We start from the raw sequence: 22,085 nt of genomic DNA on the forward strand, positions 1-22,085 counted from the left end.
CGCTTTATTCGCGAATAAAACCGCTCCTACACAATGCCTGCCTTTTCCAGCAGTGCCTGCTCGTCTACCTCATCGATCTGCTCGGGCCGCATGAAGCGTTCGGCGTAGCGTCGATGGATGCCGCTACGGACGAACAGAGCGAACAGCTGCGGGTCGATGTGCGCCCCCTTGCACATGCCTACCATGATGTTCAGCGCTTCCGACAGCGTCTTGCCCTTCTTGTACGGGCGATCCACCGCGGTTAGCGCTTCGAAGATATCGGCGATCGCCATCATCCTCGCCGGCAGGCTCATCTGCTCGCGCGTCAGGCGCTTGGGATAGCCGCTGCCGTCCATCTTTTCGTGATGCCCGCCGGCGATCTCGGTGACGCTCTGCAGGTGCCTGGGAAAAGGCAGGCGGTCGAGCATCAGAATGGTCTGCACGATGTGATGGTTGATGATGTAGCGTTCCTCGGCCGTCAGCGTGCCGCGGGCGATGCTCAGGTTGTGCAACTCGCCACGGTTGAACTTGTAGGGCGGTACCTCCAGCTTGAAGCCCCAGCGGTTGTCCGACGCGATCAGCTCCTGAGCCGGCCGCTCGATCAGATGATCGAGGCGGTCGGCCAGTAGCGCCTCTTCCACCGGCAGTTCGTCGGTCGCCGTGCGCTCCAGGCGTTTGGCCTCTTCCCAGGAAACGCCCAGGCGGTTGTCCAAAGTGCGCAGCCAGCGTCTTTCGGCGATCTGCCCGAGACGTGCCTGGTCGGCATCGGCCATGGCCTCGCCACCCAGGTTGATGCGCGCGATGAAGGCGAATTCGTCGTCCAGATCGCTCAGCAGCTGGTCGCGCAGGGCCGCCAGCGCGGTGTCGTCTCCGCCTTCGGCGCGGCCACGCCAGTAGGCGACCCAGGCATCGCGCTTGAGCACCTCGAAGCGCATGCGCACCTCGTGAATACGGTCGTACAGGGTTTCCAGCTTGGTTGCCTTGTCGACCACGTATTCGGGGGTGGTGACCTTGCCGCAGTCATGCAGCCAGGCGGCGATATGCAGTGCTTCCCATTCCTCGTCGCTGGGGTTGTAGTCACGAAATTCGGGTGCGTCGCTCGCGGCTGCGGCGCGCGCCAGCATCAGGGTGATTTCCGGCACGCGCTGGCAGTGGCCGCCGGTGTAGGGACTCTTGGCATCGATGGCGCCGGCGATCAGCTGGATGAAGGCATCGAGCAGTTGCTTCTGCCGGGCCAGCAGACGCTGGCTCTCGATGCACAGGGCGGCGCTGCCGGAGACTGCGTCGACGAAGGCCACCCGGTCCCGGCTGAGCATGCTTTCGCTGTTCTCGCCGCTATCGCGTTGCAACAGCACCAGTACGCCGACCGTGTCACCCTGGCGGTTGTGCAGGCCGGCGGCGATCAAGTGCAGGCGCGGGCTGTCCATGGCCGAGAGCAGTCCTTGAAATTCGCCCGCCTGATCGAAGCCGATGGAGGTGGCAACGCTTTCGCCGCCGCTGGCCGGGCGTTGCAGCCAGGCGGGTAGCGTCGGATCTGCGTGGGCCAGTGCATGGATGCCCAGCTCGGCGAGGCTGCGGCTCTGACCGTCGATCACCAGTCCCTGGGGCTCCAGTCTATCGTTGTCATTGTCGAGCAGATAGAGCAGCCCGCCCTGCGCATCGCTGATGGAAACGGTGGCGTCCATCACCCGTTTGATCAGCATGTCGAAATGGGTTTCCGCGGAAAGGCTGGCGGCGATGTCGAGGAAGCTCGACAGGGTGTCTTTCATGCTGCCCATCGACACTGCCAGTTGGTCGACTTCGAGAATCGGCGAGCGGCCACTGGCCGGGTGGCTGAAGTCGAAGCGGCGGATGGCCTGCGCTTCCTGCACCAGGCTGCGCAGGGGTTTGGCCACCAGACGCGAGGTCAGCCAGCCCAGCGGCAGGCACAGCAGCAGCGTGGTCAAAGTGATCAACGCGCCCTGCCAGCGGATGCGATAGGCCTCGGCCAACAGTTCCTGCTCGGGCACCAGCAGCGCCAGATGCAGACCCTGCGGGCCGCCTTCCTGAATGTGCCGGTGGGCCATTGCCCAGCGTTGTCTGGCCAGTTCGACAATGCCCTCGTCCTGTTCGTTGAGGTGGCCGGACAGCAATTCACCTAGCGCCGGGTCGAGTTCGCTGACCTTGACCAGCGATACCTTGCCCTCGACCTCCTTGAGCAGGCGGTTGCTCTCCGGGTAGGCCACCGCGTTGCCGTCGGCGTCGGCGAGCACCACTTGGCTGTTGGGCGTGACACGGTGAGTGGCCAGCGTGGCGGAGAGATCGTCGAGCGTGAGGTCGGCACCGAGTACGGTGGTCAGCCCGCTGCGCCTGGCCAGGGTGGTGCCGATTTCCTGGCTGGAAAAGAACAGGTAGGGCGCGGTGGTGATCTGCCCGCCGTCGCCGCGGGCGCGCTTGAACCAATCGCGCTGTCGCGGATCGTAGGGTTCGCTGAGCTTCTGGCGGCGGCTGAGCGGGTTCAGCGAGCCGTCGTAGAACAGATAGTCGCTCTCGGTTCCGGCGCTGCTGCGGTCGATGGTCCAGACCTGATAGGCGGCGTTTTCCGGTGCGTCGAAGAGCTGCTTGAGCGCCTCGCTGCGCAGTGGCCTGACCATGAAGAAGTCGCCGTCCTCGTAGCCGAGATAGATCGAGGCCAGCTTGGGATTGTCGCGTAGTGCCTGGACGAACAGCGGCAGCATTTCCAAACGTTCATCGAGTGTTTCCGCCTGGGCGGCCGGGTGCAGCGCCAGCAGGCTGAGCAGGTGGCGGATGGGGCGATAGGTGTTGTCCAGATCGCGCTGCACGTCGTGCTGGATGCGCTCGAAGAGTGTCGAGCTGCTGGAGAAAATCAGCCGGCTGGTCTGCTGGTAATTGAACAACCCCAGCACGACACCGGTGAACAGCAGCAGAAGCGTGAACAGAACACTGATATGAACGTGCAGAGGGAAACGGCGTTCCCGCGCAACGGCGGTATTGAGCATCGCACTTCACTCCTTGCGGGCGCTGCAGGCTTCCACAGCATAGTGAAGAGTGAACGAATCTGCCTAAACGTTATAAGGGCTGTTGTGAGGCGTCCTCGCTCTTGCCCGTTTTGTTCAGTTGCAGGCGCAGGCCATGCACCAGAAGGGCCACGGTCAGAGTCAGGGCGACACCGATCAGCGCGTTGAGCAGGCGCACCTCGGCCAGGTGCCAGTCCTGCGACAGGCTTTCCGCCAGGAGCACGAAGCACAGGCTGGTCTGCAGCACGAACAAACCGTAGTGATTGGCCTGCAACGCGCGGCTGAGGATGACCAGTACCAGCAGCGTCATCACCATCATTGGCGGGCTTTGCAGACTGTGACCGAAGAGGATCAGCAGGCCGGCGGCGGCGAGACTGGCCAGGCTGGCCTGCAGCGCGCGTACCAGGCTGCCCTGGAACTCCAGCTGCAGCGTGCTGATGACGGTCAGCGTCAGCCAGTAACCACGCGACAGGCCGGCCAGGTTGACGATCAGCCCGGAGGCGGCGAAAGCCAGCATGCAGGCCAGCGCATGCAGGCGCCATTGCTGGCGTGGCAGGCGCTGCGCGTGGCGCTTGAGTACCTTGAGAACGGCGAGAAAACGCGGCATGTACGGCCACATGCGCAGGCCATGGAGGCCGCGCAGGCCGAAGGCCAGCAACATCACCCACAACCCGCCGAGGGTGAACAGCATGGCCACCGCGTAGGGATTATGCAGATTGCCGATGCCGAACTGCCCTTGGCCGAGGCAGACACAGATGCACAGGCCGATACCCAGCTTGCCGGCCTCGCTGCCGAAGCGCTGCAGCCAGGCCAGCAGCAGGCCGAAGGCGGCGAAAATGCCCACGCTGACCAGCGGGTGACTACCGGCCCAGAAACCCAGGCCCGCGCTGCAGGCACCAAGCCCGGTGAGCAGCAGCATGCGCAACATGCCGAAGCGGTGCAGCGGATTGGCCTGCGCGGCCTGGAAGGCGCCGGCCGAGGCCCAGAGAAACCCGCTATGAGCAGTGAACAGACCGAGCAGTAGCGGCAGTGCACAGCCCAGCCCGGCCACCACGGCCGGGCCCCAGGCCGGTGGGCCGGCATGCCAGGTGAAGCTGTTGCGAATCAGGTTCTTCATGTGCGCTTTTCGTCAGACCGGGCTCGAACGGCCGGTCATCTCCCTGGCCATTTCCGTAGCGTAGCTGTCTGTCATGCCGGCGATGAAGTCGATCACCCGCATGAACGAGCGATACAGCGGCCAGCCCGGTTCAGGCGCGTAATAGCTGAGCAGGTCGAGGATGCGCCGATGCTTGAATGACAGCGCGCGTCCGCTGTGCTGTTCCAGCGCCGCGCCGCAGAAGGCATTGAGGAGGATTTCCAGCGTGGTGTAGGCGCCGATCTCGTGCAGCGTCTTGCGCTTGTCGTGGAAAATCTTCTCCCGGGCCAGTGACTTCGCGCTCTGCACGCAGCGCTTGGCCGCGCCGTGCATGTGTTCGACCAGATCGCCCTGCAGGCTGCCGTTGAGCATTGCCTGCTGCTGCTCGACGAAGGCGCTGGCGGCGGCGTTGGTCAGGTGCTCGATGGCCTTGCCGCGCAGGATCGCCAGTTTGCGCCGGCGCGAGTCCCGGGGGCCGAGCTGGCGATAGGTTTCCGGCAGATCATCGCCGACCAGGTCCAGCAGCAGCGCCTCGACTTCGGTGTAATCGAGCAGCTCCATCTCCACGCCGTCTTCCAGGTCGATCAGGCCGTAGCAGATGTCGTCCGCCGCCTCCATCAGATAGACCAGTGGGTGGCGCGCCCAGCGTTGGGCCTCGAGCTGCGGCAATTCGAGCTTGGCGGCGATCTGTTCGAGCAGCGGCAACTCGCTCTGGTAGCAGCCGAACTTGTGTTTCTTGTAGCCCTGGGCGTCGGCATGGCGCGCCGTCCAGGGGTACTTGAGGTAGGTGCCGAGGGTCGCGTAGGTCAGCCGTGTGCCGCCGTCGAACTGGTGGTATTCGAGCTGGGTGAGCACGCGAAAGCCCTGGGCGTTGCCTTCGAAATTGAGAAAGTCGCAGCGCTCGGCATCGCTCATCGCATCCAGCCAGCCACGCCCGGCGGCCTGCTGAAACCAGTGGCGGATGGCGTCTTCGCCGGAATGGCCGAACGGTGGGTTGCCGATGTCGTGAGCCAGACAGGCCGACTGCACGACCATGCCCAGATCGCTGGGCGTGCACCACTGGGGCAGTTCGTCACGCAGCATCTCGCCGACGCGCATGGCCAGGGAGCGGCCGACACAGCTGACTTCCAGCGAGTGGGTCAGGCGGGTATGGATATGGTCGTTGCTGGAAACCGGATGCACCTGCGTCTTGCGCCCCAGGCGGCGGAAGGCACCGGAGAAGATGATGCGGTCATGATCCTTGTGAAAGGGGCTGCGTCCGAGCTCTGCCGAGCCGGGCGCGGGTTTGCCGAGACGTTCGCGGGTGAGCAGGGTGTGCCAATCCAAGGCCGATCCTCGCCAGGTTGATCCGGGCCCCTAGCTTGGTTGTTCGTGCCGCTGCCTGCAACCCCGGGTTGGCTACAGGCCGGCGGCGTCGATGTCCACCAACAGCAGGCGACGACCGTTGTCGATGAACTGGCCAGCCGTCAGGCAGTACTGGTTGGTGGTGGCGTCGCGGTAGGTGGTGGACAGGGTCAGGCGCCGTTCCTCCCAGCCTTCGGCCAGCAGTTGATAGAAGTAGGGGCGCCACGACCAGTTGTGGCCGAGGTAGCGGTCATCTGCCTGCCAGGCGTGCTGGCGCCATTCCAGGTTCGGCGTCAGCTGGGTGCCATGGCGGTCGCACTGATAGGTGCGCAGCAGCCAGGGATAGTTATTCGGTGCGCGCAGGCTGCTCGCCGCAGCACCGCTTTCGGCCCAGGCCCGCAGCTCGGCCATCAGTTCGGTCAACTGCTGGCGCAGGTTGAGCAGACGCGCACGCTCGGCAAGTTTCTGCTGCACGTAGCTGTCGCGCAAACGTGCGAAACGGCCGACGAAGGCATCGCTGGCGAACAGCTCCCGCTCGGGCTTGGCGAAGAGAAAACCCTGCACATAGCGTGCGCCGCACTCCAGGGCGAAGTTCAGTTCGGCTTCGGTCTCCACCCCTTCGGCGATGATCCAGCAGCCGGTTTTCTCCGCCATCTGCGCCAGGGCCTTGACCACCTCGCCGCTGGGGCCGCCACGCGCCGCTTCCTGAAACAGGCGCATGTCCAGCTTGAGGATGTCCGGCTGCAAGGCCAGCACGCGGTCGAGCTGCGAGTAGCCGGCACCGAAGTCGTCGATGGCGATACGCGCGCCGGCTTCACGGTAGCGCGCGACCACGTCGGGCAGCCGCTGTCGGGCGCCACCCAGTTCGGTTATTTCGAAGACGATGCGCGCGGGGTCGATACAGCTGCGCTGGAGTTGAATCAGACTGGGAAGGGGTTGGGCGGGGCGCAACAGGCTGATCCAGCGCGGCGAAATGTTCAGGCTGAGAAACCAGTCGCTGGGGGCTTCGCCAAAGCGCCGCAGCGCATCTTCACGGACTTGGCGGTCCAGGCGCCGCAGGGCTGCGGTGGGCGTTTTCGGATCAGCGAAGAGGTGGCCAGCTGAACGCTCCTGACCACTGCCATCGCGCAGCCGGGCCAGCGCTTCAACGCCAGCTATGCGGCCAGTGGCCGTGTCGATGAAGGGTTGGAAGACGGCGAATGGCTGTCCGTCGAGCACTGAATGTCCTTAGCTGCGAGCAGTTGGCCGCATGAAGCGGCAGACTGCTCGACCAAGCAAGATTACGGCCACTCCTCGCAAGGGTGGCCGTATTTGCTACCTCATGGGACGGTGCCGAAGCAACGGAATGACCAGCAGCGCCAGGCGCAACAAGCTACGCATGCCCCGCTTGCGAACCAGCAACGCGGTCAGCGTCGCTGCTCCACCTGCGAGCCAGAATGGTGCAGTACCCTGGCGCAAGCGTTGTCCGTAGTCACGAGCCTGGCGTAGCGGGCTGGTGAGCTGCAACGCTTCATGGCGAACCTCCTGGCGGCGCATTTCCAGGCGCATACGCAGCACGGCCTTGCGCATCTCGCGCGGTGACGCGCCTGGGGGCATGGTTGGAGTGGTCATGGCAACAGTTGCTCCTTATCTCGTTGCAATTCTTCCAGCGTCGCGCTGAAAGGCGCTTCAGCGTTCCGCAAGCTCTGCACCAGCCAGGTACCGCAGGCTAGCAGGCCCGCTCCATGGAACACACACAACCCGATGGCCACTGCCAGGCGGTGGCTGTCCCAGAAGATGACCAACAACAGAACGGACAAACCGAACAACAGAAGCAGAGCAAAACTGAAGCACAGGCCCCCGAGCAGCAGCGCACGCAGTGCCTGGTTGCGCTGGTCCTCCAGTTCATGGGCGATCAGCGCGATGTGGCCTTGCAACAGGCCGAGCAGCGCTGCCCCTAGACGACGGGCTGAAGAGTCCTTGGACATGGGCGCTGTCAACGACGGCTCATCATAAGGCCGAGCACCAGGCCGACAGCGGCTGCTACGCCGACGGCCTGCCACGGATGCTTGTGGACGTACTCTTCGGTGGCGTCGACGGCGACCTTGCCCTGCTGACGCAGGCTGGCCTCGGCATCATGCAGGGTTTCCCGGGCGCGGCCCAGGCTGCTGCGAATATCGTCGCGCAGGGCTTCGGCCTGTTCACCGGCGAGGCTGGCGGAATGTTGCAGGAGCTTCTCGGTGTCGCTGACCAGAGCCTGGAATTCATCCAGCAGGGCGTCCTTGGTGCTTGAAATAGCGGCTTTGTTTGGCATGGCGAGCAGTCCTCTGCATTGGGTATGTATGGTTTACGAGTGCTCGGCGGCGCCAGGGTTCCACAAGAATAGTCGCAGAGTGACCGGTTTGGCGTTTGGTATGGCGATTGCATTTTGCTGGTGCGCGAAAGCCAGCGATGCCCTGCAATGGGGCCTTTCGGGTTTGGCTCAGGATGGTCTGTTTCGCGCATAACCACTTGATTAAAAAGAAATAAGCATCGATCAGTCGATTTCGGTGGCGCCATTTCAGGGCCGCCTGTCGGCACTCTTCGGGGGCGTACCCTGCAGTCTGGCTGCATTGTGGTGCGAATTTTCGAGAGATGCCTTGGTTTGGTGCCTTTTCCTCTGCCTCCGGAGTTTTCATTCTTCGATGGAAAACATCAATAGTGCCGTGGCCACGCTGATTCACGGCTCCAATACTCTGTTCATCCTGCTGGGTGCGATCATGGTCCTGGCCATGCATGCCGGTTTCGCCTTCCTCGAAGTAGGTACGGTACGGCAGAAGAACCAGGTCAATGCGCTGTCGAAGATTCTTTCGGACTTCGCCATTTCCACGCTGGCGTACTTCTTCATCGGTTACTGGGTCGCCTATGGCATCCACTTCCTTGAGCCGGCCGCTGTGCTGACCGAACACCATGGCTATGGCCTGGTGAAGTTTTTCTTTCTGCTGACCTTCGCCGCCGCGATTCCGGCGATCATCTCCGGTGGCATTGCCGAGCGCGCCAAGTTCGGCCCGCAGCTATGCGCCACGGTGTTGATCGTGGCCTTCGTCTATCCCTTCTTCGAGGGCATGATCTGGAACGCCAACTACGGTGTGCAGGCCTGGCTCGGAACGCGCTTCGGTGCAGGCTTCCATGACTTCGCCGGGTCGGTGGTGGTGCATGCCATGGGCGGCTGGCTGGCGTTCGGTGCGGTGCTGCTGCTCGGTCGCCGCAATGGTCGTTACCGCGACGGCAAGCTGGTGGCCATGGCACCGTCGAACATTCCATTTCTGGCGCTGGGATCATGGATCCTGATCATCGGATGGTTCGGCTTCAACGTGATGAGCGCGCAGACGCTCGAAGGCGTCAGCGGCCTGGTGGCCGTCAACTCGCTGATGGCCATGGTCGGCGGTACCGTCGCGGCGCTGGCGGTCGGTCGTAACGACCCTGGCTTCCTGCACAACGGCCCGCTCGCCGGCCTGGTGGCGATCTGCGCCGGTTCGGATCTGATGCACCCGATCGGCGCACTGGCCACGGGCGCTATCGCCGGTGCGCTGTTCGTCTGGGCCTTTACCGCGACTCAGGTGAAGTGGAAGATCGACGACGTGCTCGGCGTGTGGCCATTGCATGGCCTATGCGGCGTCTGGGGCGGTATCGCCTGCGGCATTTTCGGGCTCGAAGCCTTTGGCGGCCTGGGTGGCGTGAGCCTGGCCAGCCAGATGATCGGCACGGCGCTGGGTGTGGTGATCGCGTTGGTCGGCGGCTTTGCGGTGTATGGCCTGCTCAAGACTTCCCTGGGCATTCGCCTGAGTCAGGAAGAGGAGTACAACGGCGCCGACCTGTCGATTCACAGGATTGGTGCGATGAGTCAGGACTGATACTTATCGGGCGCTGCCCGATCAGCGCCTTGATGGCCAATAAAAAACCGGGCATTTGCCCGGTTTTTTGTTCGTGCGCCAATCAGTCGCGGCGGCCTTCCACTGCCTTACCGGCGACTGTGCCTTCCTTGAGCATGATCTGGTATTCCTTGCCGTCGGTTTCCACCTGATGCAGGCGCACCAGCAGGTGGCCCCAATCCTTGGCGAACCACAGTACGGTCTTGCGGGTGCTCTGCGTGGGGTCACGCACACGCTCGACCTTGATCGAATCGATCAGGCCGGCCTTGGTGCGTACCACTTCCTCGCCCAGCACACGGAAGTCGTAGGTTTCGATTTCATCACCATCGACCACCTGGTAGCTCACGCTCTTCTTGCCGGCTGCAACGTCCTGCTGCAGGGCGATCTGGTAGGTCGATTTGTCCAGCAGGCCGCGGTTGAGGGGAAAGGTTACGGCATCGCCACGGTCGTTGCCGATAACCTGCTTCTGCTCCCAGTCGAAGTCCTGCTCGACCTTCTTGCCCTTGCCCAGGCCGCTGCGGTTGAGGCGATAGGTCAGCGGTAGCAGGGCTCCGTTGTCGACGCGGAAGGTGCTTTCTTCGGTCAGGCCGGCGACCAGCATCGAGGCCTCGAAATTGAGTGTCCAGCGACCGTCGTCCTCGTGCTTGAGGCTGCGCTCGGCGCTGCCGCTTACCGGCAGCTGCTTCCAGTCGGCGGTATAGCTGGCGGAGAAAGGCTGCAGGTCCTCGGCGAGGGCTGGCAGGGCGAACAGTGTCATGGCGAACAGCAGGGCACGACGCATAGAGTCTCCTAGGTTCGAATCAGGTGGCCGCTGGCGGGTAGCGGCTGGCCATCCAGCATTGCGCCTCGGACGCCGAGACGCAAGCGGCCTTCGGCAAACCAGCGTACGGCCAGGGGATAGATCTGGTGTTCCTGCTGATGCACGCGACTGGCCAGGCTTTCGGCCGTGTCGTCTGCCGTCACTGGCAGCACAGCTTGTACGACCAGAGGGCCACCATCGAGTTCCTCGGTGACGAAGTGCACGCTGCAGCCGTGCTCGCTGTCGCCAGCCTCCAGCGCTCGCTGGTGCGTATGCAGCCCCTTGTGCCTGGGCAGCAGCGAGGGGTGGATGTTCAGCAGGCGCCCAGCATAGTGCTGAACGAAGCCCGGCGTAAGAATGCGCATGAAGCCGGCCAGCACCACCAGATCGGGCTGATGGGCATCGATGGCCAGGATCAGGGCCGCATCGAAGGCTTCGCGGCCGTCGAACTGCTTGTGGTCAAGCAGTTCGGTAGCGATGCCGGCCCGTTGCGCCCGTTGCAGACCATAGGCATCGGCGCGGTTGGAGATGACCGCGGCGATGCGAGCCGGATTGCCGTCGTGGCCGAGGCTGTCGATCAGCGCTTGCAGGTTGCTGCCTGACCCGGAGATCAGGACGACGACATTGCAGGGCATCAGTGGGCTTTCAGGTTGTTCAACTGAACCTGAGCCGCGCCTTCGGCCGCTTCGGTGATCTGACCGATGACCCAGGGCTGCTCGCCGCTGGCGCGCAGGCTGGCCAGGGCTGCCTCGACCTGATCCTGGGCGACGCAGATGACCATGCCGACGCCGCAGTTCAGCACGCGGTGCATTTCGTGCTCGTCGACGTTGCCTTGTTCCTGCAGCCAGTCGAACACGGCCGGGCGATTCCAGCTGGCTACGTCGATCACCGCCTGGGCGCCTTGCGGCAGTACGCGCGGGATGTTGTCCAGCAGGCCGCCGCCGGTGATGTGGGCCATGGCCTTGACCGCGCCGGTGTCCTTGATCAGCTTGAGCAGCGGCTTGACGTAGATGCGGGTCGGCGCCATCAGCAGGTCGGTCAGCGCCTTGCCGCCCAGTTGCACCTGCTCGATGTCGGCACCGGAGACTTCGATGATCTTGCGAATCAGCGAGTAGCCATTGGAGTGCGGGCCGGAGGAGGGCAGGGCGATCAGCGCGTCGCCGGTGACGACCTTGGAGCCGTCGATGATTTCGCTCTTTTCCACCACGCCGACGCAGAAGCCGGCCAGGTCGTAGTCTTCGCCTTCGTACATGCCCGGCATTTCGGCGGTTTCACCACCGACCAGGGAGCAGCCGGCCAGCTCGCAACCGGCGCCGATGCCGGTGACCACGGTGGCAGCCACGTCGACGTTGAGTTTGCCGGTGGCGTAGTAGTCAAGGAAGAACAGCGGCTCGGCGCCGCAGACCACCAGGTCGTTGACGCACATGGCGACCAGGTCCTGGCCGATGCTGTCGTGCTTGTTCAGGTTCAGCGCCAGGCGCAGTTTGGTGCCGACGCCATCGGTGCCGGACACCAGCACCGGCTGCTTGTAGCCAGCCGGGATCTCGCACAGGGCGCCGAAGCCGCCCAGGCCACCCATGACTTCCGGACGGGCAGTGCGCTTGGCGACGCCTTTGATGCGCTCGACCAGGGCTTCACCGGCATCGATGTCGACGCCTGCGTCCTTGTAGCTGATGGAGGGTTGCTTGCTCATAGATCCGGGCCTTTGGATGGGGAGTTCGTGTAGGCGCCGACGTGGCGCAGGCTCTCAGGAGCCCGGTGCGCGTACCGGCTGGCGAAGGCGCGCGATTTTATCAGGCTTGCCCGGTAGCGGCCACTCGCGTGGATGCGCTTCGTCGCAGGCAATGGCTCTGGTTGCCGGGGCAGAGGCGGCTGTTTAAGGTATAGGCCTTTGCGCACGCCATTATCCCTTCGCGAGAGCCGCCCCATGCGTTTGTCTGTCCGCCTGATGTTCTTCCTTGTGTCGCTCCTGAGCCTGCCGGCATTGGCCGCGCCGGTTGCCGGCCTGTATCAGGTGCGTGAACCCGTAGCGGACCAGCAACCGGAAAGCCGTGACGCGGCGATGCAGAAAGCCCTGCAGACCCTGGTGCTGCGCCTGACCGGCGATGCCAAGGCGCTGCAGAACTCGGCGCTGGAAGGGCTGCGCAAGGACCCCCAGCAAATCGTCAGCCAGTACGGTTACGAAGGCGACGCACTGCTGGTTGAGTTCGATCCAGCCAGCACTGACCGGCAATTACGCCAGGCGGGGCTGGCCCTGTGGGGGGCCAACCGTCCGGCCATTCTCGCCTGGTGGCTCAACGAGTCGCCGGAAGGCAGTCAACTGGTCGGCGAGAGCCAGGGTGCATCAGCACTGCTGCGCGATGCCGCGCAACATCGTGGCCTGCCACTGCGTTTGCCGCTGGCGGATCTGAGCGAGCAGGCGCTGGGCAGTGCCGATGCCTTGCTGGCCAATGATCCGCAGGCGCTGCGCGAAGCGTCCGAGCGCTATGGCGCCGACGCTTTGCTGGCGGTACAGGCGGCCGAAAGCGGCGGCAACTGGCAGGCGACCTGGCGCCTGTGGCTGGGAGACGAACGTGAGCAGGGCAAGGCCGAGGCCGCCGATCAGGCCGCGCTGGCCGATGCGGTGATGCTGGCGGTGGCCGAGCGTCTGGCCCCGCGTTTTGTCGTCAAGCCTGGCGCGGCGCAAAGCCTGACGCTGGTGATCGAAGGCGCTGATCTGGGCCGTTTTGCTGCGCTGGAGCGCCTCCTCGAGCCGTTCGCCGCGCGTCTACAGGAAATCGATGGGCAGCGCCTGGTTTATCAGGTCAGCGCCAGTCCGGAGCAGTTGCGCGCGCAGCTGGCACTGGGGCAACTGCAGGAAGTCAGCGAACCGCTCGATGCCGCTGAGCCGGTCCAGGGGCCGCAGCAGAGCCCCGCAGAAGAGGCCCCTCAGGTGAAACCGCGCACCGATCAGCTGCGCTTTCGCTGGTAGAATTTCCACCGCTAGTCACAGCCCTGTTTCACGGCGCCTTTCGGGCGCCGTTTCGCATCGAGGACGCGAGCATGACCGATTCCACCCGCTGGCTATGGATGGCTGGGCTGTTTCTGCTCGGCTGGCTCCTGTATCTGCTGCACCCGATTCTTTCCCCGTTTCTGGTGGGCATCCTGCTGGCCTACCTGGGTGATCCGCTGGTCGACCGTCTCGAGCGGCATCGCCTGTCGCGCACCGGCGGCGTGATCGTGGTGTTCACCCTGTTCGCGCTGCTGTTGCTGATTCTTCTGCTAGTGCTGGTGCCCATGCTCGGGCGGCAGTTGGTGCGCCTGTATCAGCTGGCGCCGGAGATGCTCGACTGGCTGCAGGGCACCGCCTTGCCCTGGTCGCAATCGCACCTCGGATTGCAGGATGACCTGTTGCAGCTCGAGCAACTCAAGCAGGTATTCGCTGACAACATCGGCAAGACCACCGACGTGCTCAAGGTGGTGCTGGCCCAGGCCACGTCTTCGGGGCTGGCGCTGCTGGCCTGGCTGGGCAATCTGCTGTTGATCCCGGTGGTGAGCTTCTACCTGATGCGTGACTGGGATGTGCTGGTCGAACGCGTGCGAGGTTTACTGCCGCGTCAACGCGAGGGATTGGTAGTCAAGCTGGCCGGCGAATGCCATGAGGTGCTCGGCGCCTTCCTGCGCGGCCAGTTGCTGGTGATGCTGGCGCTGAGCGTGATTTATTCCGTTGGCCTGATGCTGGTGGGGTTGGAGCTTGGGCTGTTGATCGGCGTGCTCGCCGGCCTGGCCAGTATCGTGCCCTATATGGGGTTCATCGTCGGTATCGGTGCGGCATTGAGCGCGGCGCTGTTCCAGTTCGGCCTCGATCCCTATCCGCTGCTCGGCATCGGCGTGGTGTTCATGATCGGTCAATTGCTCGAAGGCATGGTGCTGACACCCATGCTGGTGGGTGACCGCATCGGTCTGCACCCGGTCGCGGTTATCTTCGCCATTCTCGCTGGCGGCCAGCTGTTTGGCTTTACCGGCGTGCTGCTGGCTTTGCCGGTGGCCGCGGTGATCATGGTGTTGCTGCGCCATGCGCATGATCTGTACCGGCTCTCGGGGTTGTACGGTGGTTCGCCACCCGTCAATTGAGTGATTGACGGCACTGGGTGTAAGCGCTTCGCGGAATTACCGCTGTACCAGCTTTGAATCGATGTGACCCAAGCTGAGTATGTAAATAAACGGATTGCCAGGGAGGAAAAATGGAGTTTTCGACTGTCCAGCTGGGAGTGGATGTGGCCACGAGCCTGGCGATTTTGGCTTCGGCGATCACCTTTATGGTGAACCAGCGCCTGAAAGCCCGCGAGACCAAGCGCCGTCAACTGGACGAATCCGTTCGTGCGGTGACTGTCGATGAGTTTCAATCTGCGCTGGGCGAGTTGTCGGGCATTTACGTGAAGGAGATCGTCGAGCGCGCTGCCCCTTTGCAGCATTCGGTCGGCGCGGGACTGGAGCGACTGGAGAAGAGCCTCAGGATCAACCCTGAACATTCCGCCGAACTGCTCGAGTCCATGTCGAGCACCAAGCGCGCCATGGGCGATTTCATCAACTCTATCTGTGCCTACAACTATCAGATCTACCCCTTGCTGGACAGCATCGAGGGCGGCAGCGCGCAGATTGCCGAGTTTCGCAGCAGCCTGAATGAGCTGATGGAGGGCTACAACCGCATCGGTGGCGGCTCCGAGTCATTGTTGCGGGAGGTTCGCGCACTCGCCACTTTCTGCAAGTCCAACCCGCTCGAGAGTGTGGATCAGGACCAGCTGCACTCGATGGTGAGGTCGATCATCATCGATGCGGATTATCGCCTCTGGGTGGACACCTTCATCCCCGATGGCTCAGAGGACCTGTATTGGGCCTGTATCGAGCAGGGTGGTTTCGCCGGCCATGAAGAACTGCTCAAGAGTGTTCATGTCAATGTGATCGGCAGCTTCTACCGCAGCCCCGAGCGCATGGAGGCACAGGTTCTGTGGTTCTCCTACGACGCTATCGCCGAGGCACGAAAGCGTTGCAAGGAGTTCCTCACCGACATGGCGGCGATCAACTATTGGCTGATCCGCAAGACCGGCGACGGGGAGACCCTGCCTGAGATGATACGCCGTTACCGTTCGCCAGAGGTTTTTGCGGTCGACTCGGCCATCCGCTGAACGCTGACAGGCCACGGATTGGTGGGAGCAGGCAACGTAGGCCCGCTCCGTTGTCCGGCAAGACGAGCTAACGCATTGAATTAACGAGAATAGTGCGTCAGTGACACCCTGCGGTGAAGGATATAAACTGCCCCGCCTTTACGGAGAGTCCAACAGCGGTTCCGATGAGCCGCCGAGCCCTGCATGAAACCTATCCAGCTGCCTCTGGGGGTGCGTCTGCGTGATGACGCCACCTTCGCCAACTACTACCCCGGCGCCAACGCCGCGGCCCTGGGCTATGTCGAGCGTCTGTGCGAGGCCGATGCCGGCTGGACGGAGAGCCTGATCTACCTGTGGGGCGCCGAAGGTGTCGGACGCAGCCATCTGCTGCAGGCGGCCTGCCTGCGTTTCGAGCAGCGTGGCGAGGCGGTAGTCTATCTGCCGCTCGGTGAGGTGGTGCAGCACGGCCCGGAGCTACTCGACAATCTGGAGTTGTGCGAGCTGGTCTGTCTCGACGACCTCGATGCAGTGGCGGGTCGTAGCGACTGGGAGGAGGGACTGTTCCACCTGTTCAATCGTCTGCGCGATAGCGGCCGGCGTCTGCTGCTGGCTGGCACCATGTCGCCGCGCGAGTTGCCGATCCAGTTGCCTGACCTTAAATCGCGCCTGACCCTGGCGCTGATTTTCCAGCTGCACGAGCTGTCCGACGAGGACAAACTGCGCGCTCTGCAACTGCGGGCCTCGCGTCGGGGCTTGCAGATGAGCGATGAGGTCGGCCGTTTCATTCTCACCCGCGGCGAGCGCAGCATGAGTGCGCTGTTCCAACTGCTGGAACGTCTCGACCAGGCCTCGCTGCAGGCGCAGCGCAAGCTGACCATTCCCTTCCTCAAGGAAACGCTGGGCTGGTAGGCAAGAGCGGCAAGCCTCAAATCGCGTAGTCCGGATGCGATCCGGGAATCCCGTTATTCCCGGATTTCGGGCTACGGGTCAACTCGCGCACAGTCCCTGCATGAATTCGGCGATTGCCCTCGCGCAGACCTTAGGCTGTGTCTGCAGGATGAAGTGCGGACCATCCAGGCGAATCTGGCGGATGTCGCTGCAGGCATGGGCCAGCTGCCTGGCCACCTTGTGTGCAACCAGGCGATCCTGCTGCGGCCATAGATGCAGGGCGGGCAGATCGAGCTGCTGTTGCGGTGCTTGCAGCGTCGCCAGCGTGTGAAGGCGAGCGCGTATCAGCGTCTTGTCCAAGCCAAGGATTTCTTTCTGTATCAGGTGCCGGGTCTGATCGCTCGCGTCCTGGCCAAGGCACATCGCGCGTAGCAGCCAAGGCTGCGTCGCGAGTCGCAAGGGCATGGGCAGGTGCTTGAGCAGCGCCAGGGCAGCGTTGGGGCGGGTCGGAAAAGAGGCGGCGAAGATCACGCCGCGCAGTCCAGAGGGATTGCGCAAGGCAAGCCTGAACGCGAGGGGGCCGGAAAAGGATTCGCCCAGCAGCACGAAGGGCGCGCTGCCCAGTCGCTCGGTTATAGGCTGCGCCAGGCTGTCATAGTCCTGCGGTCCATGAGCGGGCAGTTCGAGGGTGTGGCAGTCGAAATCCCCAAGCTCGGCGAGCAGAGGCGAGAAAAGGGCGCTGCTGCCATTGAGGCCAGGCAGCAGCACCAGGCGCATCAGGCTTCCCCGGCCTTCTTGCGGTCGTACTGAAAGCGCCAGCGGGTGTAGAGCAGGGCGCAGCAGAACAGGCCGAAGCTGATTACCGCCTCCAGAGCGCCGAACAGCGCGCGCGCCGGGTCGATGGCGGCGAGTACACCCTGAATGAAGTAGATATTGACCACGAAGCAGGCCCAGGCGTGAGCGCGTGCATTACCCATGGCGATGCCAGGTGCCAGCAGGGCCAATGGCAGCAGCTGGATGGCCAGTACCACGCCGACGCGGGCACCATGCAGGTCGGCGAAGGCCAGGTTCCATACCAGCAGCAGGGTCAGCAGCGCGATGAAGCTGAACAGGCTCAGCGCTCGGCTGAGTTTGACCCGTGGCTCCAGCCATTCGAGGCTGGGCAAAGGCTTTTTGGCTCGGGCCACGATCAGTGCTCCAGTTTGCCGGCGATCTGCGCCAGGCGTTGGCCCAGCGCGCGGCACAGGGCGACTTCATGTTCGTCGAGCGCGCGTTTGCCGTCGCCACCGGCATGGTGGCTGGGGCCGTAGGGCGTGCCGCCACCGCGGGTTTCGAGTAGAGCCGATTCGCTGTAGGGCAGGCCGCAGAGCAACATGCCGTGGTGCAGCAGTGGCAGCATCATCGACAGCAGGGTGGTTTCCTGGCCGCCATGCAGGCTGGCGGTAGAGGTGAACACGCCAGCCGGCTTGCCGACCAGCTCGCCGGTGAGCCACAGGTTGCTGGTGCCGTCGAGGAAATACTTGAGCGGTGCGGCCATGTTGCCGAAACGGGTCGGGCTGCCCAAGGCCAGGCCCGAGCAGCTCTTCAGGTCGTCCAGGGTGGCGTACATGGCGCCGTCCTCAGGCACGCTCGGGGCGACGGCCTCGCATTCGCTGGAAACCGCTGGCACCGTGCGCAGACGTGCTTCCAGGCCGGCCATCTCGACGCCGCGGGCAACCTGCTTGGCCATCTGCGCAGTGGCGCCATGGCGGCTGTAGTAGAGCACCAGAATGTAAGGCGTACTCATGCCAGCAGCTCCAGCACCTTCTCCGGTGGGCGACCGATCACGGCCTTGTCGCCGGCGATCAGGATCGGGCGTTCGATCAGTTTGGGATGCGCGACCATGGCTTCGATCAGTTGCGCTTCGCTCAGGCTGGTATCGCTCAGGCCCAGCGCCTTGTACTCGTCCTCGCCGCTGCGTAGCAGGTCACGGGCGGTGATGCCCAGCTTGCCCAGCAGGCTCTTGAGCTCGCTGGCGCTGGGTGGGGTTTCCAAGTAGCGCACCACCTCAGGTTGCAGGCCGCGGGCTTCGAGCAGTTCCAGCGCTCCGCGGGATTTGGAGCAGCGCGGGTTGTGATAAAGGGTCAGGTCGGTCATGGTGGCTCGCATCCGGCTTGAAGTGGCGGCTATTCTAACCGCCTGGTGCGTGGATGCACGAAAACCAGCGAGCCGCTTTGCTGCGACCTTTTTACGCGGCGCACTGTCTTTTTAGGTTTGAGGGCTAAGGAGAGGTCATGCAGGTTCGTCTCAAGGACTGGCTGGGATTCTGGCTGTGTCTTTACAAGCGCTTCGTGGAAAACCGCGGCGCGGGCAACGCAGCGGCGTTGACCTATACCACGCTGTTCGCCGTGGTGCCGATGATGACCGTGACCTTCGCCATGCTCTCGGCGATTCCAGCGTTCCAGGGCGTCGGCGAGGATATCCAGGGCTTCATCTTCCACAATTTCGTACCGTCTACCGGTGAGACGGTGCAGGAATATCTGCGCGAGTTCACCACGCAGGCGCGGCAACTGACCTGGTTCGGCGTGGGCTTGCTGGCGGTTACCGCTTTTCTCATGCTGGTGACCATCGAGAAGACCTTCAACGTAATCTGGCGGGTGCGTCAGCCGCGCCGCGGCATGTCCAGCTTCCTGCTTTACTGGGCAATTCTCAGCCTCGGGCCTTTGCTGCTCGGCGCCGGGTTCGCGGTCAGCACCTATATCGCCTCTCTGTCGCTGATTTCCGGGCCGGACGCCGTGGTTGGCGCCAAGACGCTGTTGGCGTTCGCTCCGTTGTTTTCGAGTATCGCCGCCTTCACCTTGCTTTACGCGGCAGTCCCCAATACCCGCGTGCCGCTGCGTCACGCGCTGCTTGGTGGCCTGTTCACAGCCATTCTGTTCGAAGTCGCCAAGGCACTATTCGGCCTCTACGTACGATTGTTTCCCGGTTACCACCTGATCTATGGGGCGTTCGCCACGGTGCCGCTGTTTCTGGTGTGGATCTATCTGTCCTGGCTGATCGTGCTGCTGGGCGCCGAGTTGGTGTACGGCCTGTCTCAGCCCAGGGACTGGCGTCGAGAGCCCATTCCAAGAGGTTTGACCCTGCTGGTGGTGCTGCGTCTTTTGCTGAAACGCCAACAGAAGGGCGAGGCCCTGCATTACGGCGACATGCAACGTGCCGGCTGGCGCCTGCCGGAGGACGAGTGGAGCCAGGTGATGGATTTTCTCGAACGCGAGCACCTGGCGTGCAGAGCCAGTGGCGGTGGCTGGGTCTTGTGCCGGGATTTGCACACATTCCCCGTCTACAAGCTGCTTGAGTGCAGCCCCTGGCCGTTGCCGAGCCTGTCGCAACTCCCGGCGCAGCTCGATGAGCCCTGGTATCCGGCATTGCGTGAAGGATTAGAGCGCGTGCAGGCGCAGCGCGAGCAGCAGTTTGGCACTAGTCTCGCTGAGTGGCTGCCGGGAAAGGGCTGACGGAGTCTCTTAAGAAATGTCGAACGGGGCGACGAGGTCGCGATACCACGTGACAAAAAACGTCAGTAAACGGCCTTGCCCCGCTGTGCTGTGGCCCTGGCACCAGACTGGACGTCAATGAATGCAGTGCCGGGGGCTGGCACGCTTCTGGCAATCGCAACAGCAATGGCCATCGAACTGCCAGCAGGGCAGGGGCGCTAAGGACGCATGCAGTAATGACAGGCAAAGACAGGGTGATTCACCTTCATCGACGCGATCCGCAAGAGGCGCTGACGCGGCTCAACCGCATTACCGGGCTGCGTTTCGCCCGCTGGCCGGAATCGCTGCTCGAACACGCGGTCAGTGAAGACCCGCAGCCTGAGGCCGCCGATTCGAAAGCATTGCCCTCGCGCAGCCCGGAGGCTTCCTCCGCCTGAAAGCAAAACCCCGCGACGATGCGCGGGGTTTTGCTTTTTCGTGCTGTCTCAGGCCATGGCCTGGCGACTCGCGCTGCTGGCCAGCTCGACCGCCTGAACGAAAAATTCCTCGACGACCAGGCTTTGCGCCGGTACTGCCGAACGCAAGCGTACCTGCATCTCTTCGATCTTCTGCCGCACCGGCATGCGGGCGATGCCTGAGAGCAGGATCTTGCCGTGGGCGTTGACCTTGCCGTGGTCGACATTGACTTCGCGGCGTTTGTCGCCGTCGCGATAGCTCACCAGCAGCGTTACCGGCAGGTTGGCCAGCCCGGGCAATTGCAGCCAGGTGGCAATGTTGTATTCGGCCACGCGACCCTCATAGGGCGTGACCAGCAGGTGAGCGACGTCAACGATGCGCGAGGGCACGGAGCCAATCAGCTTGTCTTGCACGTGGGACATGGCGACATTCCAGACTGGGTGAGACTTGGGTGCCCGGGATTATAAGCAGCCACCTGTTGGCGAAACTGTGCACTCGGCAGGCGCGCCGCGTGACTGGGGTCGCAGTTTCGCGTATCAGGCCAGACGCAGCGGGTGGCGGGTGACAGCCGATGTCTGCAGGTTGCTCTCGGGAAGCTGCACGATCGCCTGGTTGTGAACGTTGGCCAGTTGCAACCACAGATGTTCGTCGACGCTGAACTGGCCATTGGGCAGCCACAGGCCGTGGTACCAGCCGTTACCCGGCGCCGGGGTGCTCTGCAGGACGCCGGGATGGGTTTGGGCATTGGGCGCGCGCCGCAGCCACACCGGCCGCGGCAACCCCTTCAGATAGCGCAGGCCGAGGTGCAGACCCTCGCTGCCCTGATGGCGCCAGCGCACCAATGCCAGGGTCGGCGTACCGCCGGTAAGTAGCAGAAGCAACTGGCCGACCTGCAGCGGTGTACCTTCATTGGCGTTGCACAGCAGGCGCGCGCCACCGGGGCTGGCATCGAGCAAATTTGCCTCGGTGCGCTGCGGCAGCTTGTCCAGCAGTTGCGCGTGAATAGCCGCCAGGCCGACCACCAGGCTGCATTGGCCTTCGAGCTCGGCGCGCTGGTGACGCCGTTGTTGGCGACCCAGCCAGTGCTGGCGTACCCGTTCGAGAAGCTGGCGCTCCTGAGCGCTTTGCAGAGGCGCCGGTTCGTGCAGCGCGATCAGCAGTGCGCCCAGTTCGAAACGGCGCAGGTTGGCCGCCTCGCCCTCCACCGGCTGTTCGAAGCCCAGGCAAGCCTTGGACTGGCTGAGGTCGACGAGCGGACCCTCGGCATCATCTTCCTCGTCCCAGCTTTGCAGCCTGGCCACCGACGCCAACGGTGCGAGTGCGTTGAACAGGGTCAGGCATTCGCCTTCGTCGAGGTGAAAGGGGTTGCTCAGGGCCAGTAGCAGCATCTGTTGGTACAGCCCGCGCAGGTCGCTGGCCGGCTTCGGCTCGAAGGCGGCGGCTACCGGCTCGTCCAGGCACTGCTGGTGCTCGCCGATCCAGTACAGCAGGTGGCTGTCGCGCCAGAGTGCCGCCGGTGGCTCCTGATAGAGCTGGTAGTGGCGCAGCAACTGCTGGGCGAGGAAATGCTGGGCCATGTACAGGCACCAGGCCAGGTGCGGCAGCGACGGCTGACGACCTTGCAGAATCTGTAGCAGCAGGCGCTTGAAACCGATCGCCAACTCGCCACACAGGCGTACGAACAGCGTGCTGGGTGGCTGCTGGCGATTGGCGAGGCCAACGTAATGGCGATATTCGTCACTGAAATTTTGCAGCGTACGCTGCCTTTCCAGTAAGGTCAGAGCGCTGCGATTGAGCGTGAACAGTAGCCCCAGCACCTGTTGCAGGCCATGTTCCGGCTCCAGGTGACGGGCCGCCGCGAGTCGCTGGACTACCTCCGCTGGCGATACGTCGTTGTCCTCGCGGATATCCGGTACTTCCAGGCGCAGTGCATTGAGCGTCATATCAACCCCGAGTGGACGAG

23 protein-coding genes are annotated in these 22,085 nt (G+C 63.5%); 7 read left to right on the forward strand and 16 right to left on the reverse strand.

From position 1 onward, the window contains the following. Positions 1–26 precede the first annotated feature (26 nt). The 7 genes from B2U07_RS20635 to B2U07_RS20665 form a co-directional block, all read right to left on the reverse strand. On the reverse strand, positions 27–2,978 hold the full coding sequence (locus B2U07_RS20635) for an HD domain-containing phosphohydrolase (protein WP_275547308.1): 2,952 nt from the start codon (positions 2,976–2,978) through the stop codon (positions 27–29). 70 nt (positions 2,979–3,048) lie between these two features. After that, positions 3,049–4,113, reverse strand: a complete 1,065-nt coding sequence (locus B2U07_RS20640) for an FUSC family protein (RefSeq protein ID WP_296277685.1) — start codon at positions 4,111–4,113, stop codon at positions 3,049–3,051. Positions 4,114–4,125: 12 nt separating this feature from the next. Beyond that, positions 4,126–5,457: a deoxyguanosinetriphosphate triphosphohydrolase gene (locus B2U07_RS20645; RefSeq protein WP_275547306.1), complete on the reverse strand. Its 1,332-nt coding sequence runs from the start codon at positions 5,455–5,457 to the stop codon at positions 4,126–4,128. A 72-nt stretch (positions 5,458–5,529) separates the two neighbouring features. Then, positions 5,530–6,693, reverse strand: a complete 1,164-nt coding sequence (locus B2U07_RS20650) for an EAL domain-containing protein (protein WP_275547305.1) — start codon at positions 6,691–6,693, stop codon at positions 5,530–5,532. Between the two features lie 96 nt (positions 6,694–6,789). Beyond that, positions 6,790–7,086, reverse strand: coding sequence for a hypothetical protein (locus B2U07_RS20655; protein WP_197857877.1), 297 nt, complete (start codon positions 7,084–7,086; stop codon positions 6,790–6,792). Further along, positions 7,083–7,442: a phage holin family protein gene (locus tag B2U07_RS20660; protein WP_275547304.1), complete on the reverse strand. Its 360-nt coding sequence runs from the start codon at positions 7,440–7,442 to the stop codon at positions 7,083–7,085. Before B2U07_RS20660 ends, B2U07_RS20655 begins: the two co-directional genes overlap by 4 nt. Before the next feature lie 8 nt (positions 7,443–7,450). After that, the gene (locus B2U07_RS20665; RefSeq protein WP_197857879.1) at positions 7,451–7,768 is read right to left on the reverse strand and encodes a DUF883 family protein; all 318 of its coding nucleotides are present in this window, start codon (positions 7,766–7,768) and stop codon (positions 7,451–7,453) included. Between the two features lie 370 nt (positions 7,769–8,138). Between B2U07_RS20665 and B2U07_RS20670 the strand changes: the two genes are divergently transcribed. Continuing rightward, positions 8,139–9,347 (forward strand): ammonium transporter, encoded by a 1,209-nt coding sequence (locus B2U07_RS20670; protein ID WP_275547302.1) that lies wholly within the window; start codon positions 8,139–8,141, stop codon positions 9,345–9,347. An 82-nt stretch (positions 9,348–9,429) separates the two neighbouring features. Here the strand turns inward: B2U07_RS20670 and B2U07_RS20675 are convergent, their stop codons facing one another. Genes B2U07_RS20675 through purM form a run of 3 tightly spaced genes read right to left on the reverse strand, consistent with a single transcriptional unit; the run spans position 9,430 to position 11,857 of the window. Further along, positions 9,430–10,146, reverse strand: a complete 717-nt coding sequence (locus B2U07_RS20675) for a DUF3108 domain-containing protein (protein WP_197857881.1) — start codon at positions 10,144–10,146, stop codon at positions 9,430–9,432. Between the two features lie 8 nt (positions 10,147–10,154). Then, complete coding sequence (gene purN / locus B2U07_RS20680) at positions 10,155–10,799, reverse strand: phosphoribosylglycinamide formyltransferase (RefSeq protein WP_275547301.1); 645 nt, start codon at positions 10,797–10,799, stop codon at positions 10,155–10,157. Beyond that, the gene (purM, locus tag B2U07_RS20685; protein WP_275547300.1) at positions 10,799–11,857 is read right to left on the reverse strand and encodes a phosphoribosylformylglycinamidine cyclo-ligase; all 1,059 of its coding nucleotides are present in this window, start codon (positions 11,855–11,857) and stop codon (positions 10,799–10,801) included. Before purM ends, purN begins: the two co-directional genes overlap by 1 nt. A gap of 234 nt (positions 11,858–12,091) precedes the next feature. On the opposite strand from purM, the gene B2U07_RS20690 reads away from it, so the two are divergent. The 4 genes from B2U07_RS20690 to hda all read left to right on the forward strand — a co-directional run bounded on the left by B2U07_RS20690 (position 12,092) and on the right by hda (position 16,217). Beyond that, positions 12,092–13,135: a DUF2066 domain-containing protein gene (locus B2U07_RS20690; RefSeq protein ID WP_275547299.1), complete on the forward strand. Its 1,044-nt coding sequence runs from the start codon at positions 12,092–12,094 to the stop codon at positions 13,133–13,135. 71 nt (positions 13,136–13,206) lie between these two features. Continuing rightward, positions 13,207–14,277: an AI-2E family transporter gene (locus tag B2U07_RS20695; protein WP_275547298.1), complete on the forward strand. Its 1,071-nt coding sequence runs from the start codon at positions 13,207–13,209 to the stop codon at positions 14,275–14,277. 110 nt (positions 14,278–14,387) lie between these two features. Further along, complete coding sequence (locus tag B2U07_RS20700; RefSeq protein WP_275547297.1) at positions 14,388–15,329, forward strand: hypothetical protein; 942 nt, start codon at positions 14,388–14,390, stop codon at positions 15,327–15,329. A gap of 183 nt (positions 15,330–15,512) precedes the next feature. Further along, positions 15,513–16,217, forward strand: coding sequence for a DnaA regulatory inactivator Hda (gene hda / locus B2U07_RS20705; protein WP_275547296.1), 705 nt, complete (start codon positions 15,513–15,515; stop codon positions 16,215–16,217). Positions 16,218–16,295: 78 nt separating this feature from the next. On the opposite strand, the gene B2U07_RS20710 is transcribed toward hda, so the two are convergent. Genes B2U07_RS20710 through arsC form a run of 4 tightly spaced genes read right to left on the reverse strand, consistent with a single transcriptional unit; the run spans position 16,296 to position 18,332 of the window. Further along, positions 16,296–16,973: an alpha/beta fold hydrolase gene (locus B2U07_RS20710; protein WP_275547295.1), complete on the reverse strand. Its 678-nt coding sequence runs from the start codon at positions 16,971–16,973 to the stop codon at positions 16,296–16,298. Further along, positions 16,973–17,383, reverse strand: a complete 411-nt coding sequence (locus B2U07_RS20715; protein ID WP_013716364.1) for a DUF2069 domain-containing protein — start codon at positions 17,381–17,383, stop codon at positions 16,973–16,975. Before B2U07_RS20715 ends, B2U07_RS20710 begins: the two co-directional genes overlap by 1 nt. A 2-nt stretch (positions 17,384–17,385) precedes the next feature. Continuing rightward, the gene (gene wrbA / locus B2U07_RS20720; RefSeq protein ID WP_275547294.1) at positions 17,386–17,982 is read right to left on the reverse strand and encodes an NAD(P)H:quinone oxidoreductase; all 597 of its coding nucleotides are present in this window, start codon (positions 17,980–17,982) and stop codon (positions 17,386–17,388) included. After that, the gene (gene arsC / locus B2U07_RS20725; protein ID WP_275547293.1) at positions 17,979–18,332 is read right to left on the reverse strand and encodes an arsenate reductase (glutaredoxin); all 354 of its coding nucleotides are present in this window, start codon (positions 18,330–18,332) and stop codon (positions 17,979–17,981) included. The genes wrbA and arsC overlap by 4 nt, the downstream gene beginning before the upstream one ends. Before the next feature lie 137 nt (positions 18,333–18,469). Here arsC and B2U07_RS20730 point away from each other — a divergent pair, with 137 nt between their 5' ends. Beyond that, positions 18,470–19,687 carry a YihY family inner membrane protein gene (locus B2U07_RS20730; RefSeq protein ID WP_275547292.1) on the forward strand — a complete coding sequence of 406 codons (1,218 nt, stop codon included), beginning with the start codon at positions 18,470–18,472 and terminating at the stop codon, positions 19,685–19,687. A gap of 215 nt (positions 19,688–19,902) precedes the next feature. Further along, entirely contained in the window at positions 19,903–20,103 is a 201-nt protein-coding gene (locus B2U07_RS20735; RefSeq protein WP_197857892.1) for a hypothetical protein, read from the forward strand. A 48-nt stretch (positions 20,104–20,151) separates the two neighbouring features. Here B2U07_RS20735 and B2U07_RS20740 read toward each other — a convergent pair whose 3' ends face one another. Together B2U07_RS20740 and B2U07_RS20745 are read right to left on the reverse strand one after the other, a co-directional pair. Next, positions 20,152–20,544, reverse strand: a complete 393-nt coding sequence (locus tag B2U07_RS20740; RefSeq protein WP_197857893.1) for a hypothetical protein — start codon at positions 20,542–20,544, stop codon at positions 20,152–20,154. A gap of 114 nt (positions 20,545–20,658) precedes the next feature. Beyond that, entirely contained in the window at positions 20,659–22,065 is a 1,407-nt protein-coding gene (locus B2U07_RS20745; protein ID WP_197857894.1) for a PilZ domain-containing protein, read from the reverse strand. Between the last annotated feature and the right edge of the window lie 20 nt (positions 22,066–22,085).

This window comes from Pseudomonas sp. UBA7530 (genome assembly GCF_002479365.1).
GTDB lineage: Bacteria > Pseudomonadota > Gammaproteobacteria > Pseudomonadales > Pseudomonadaceae > Aquipseudomonas.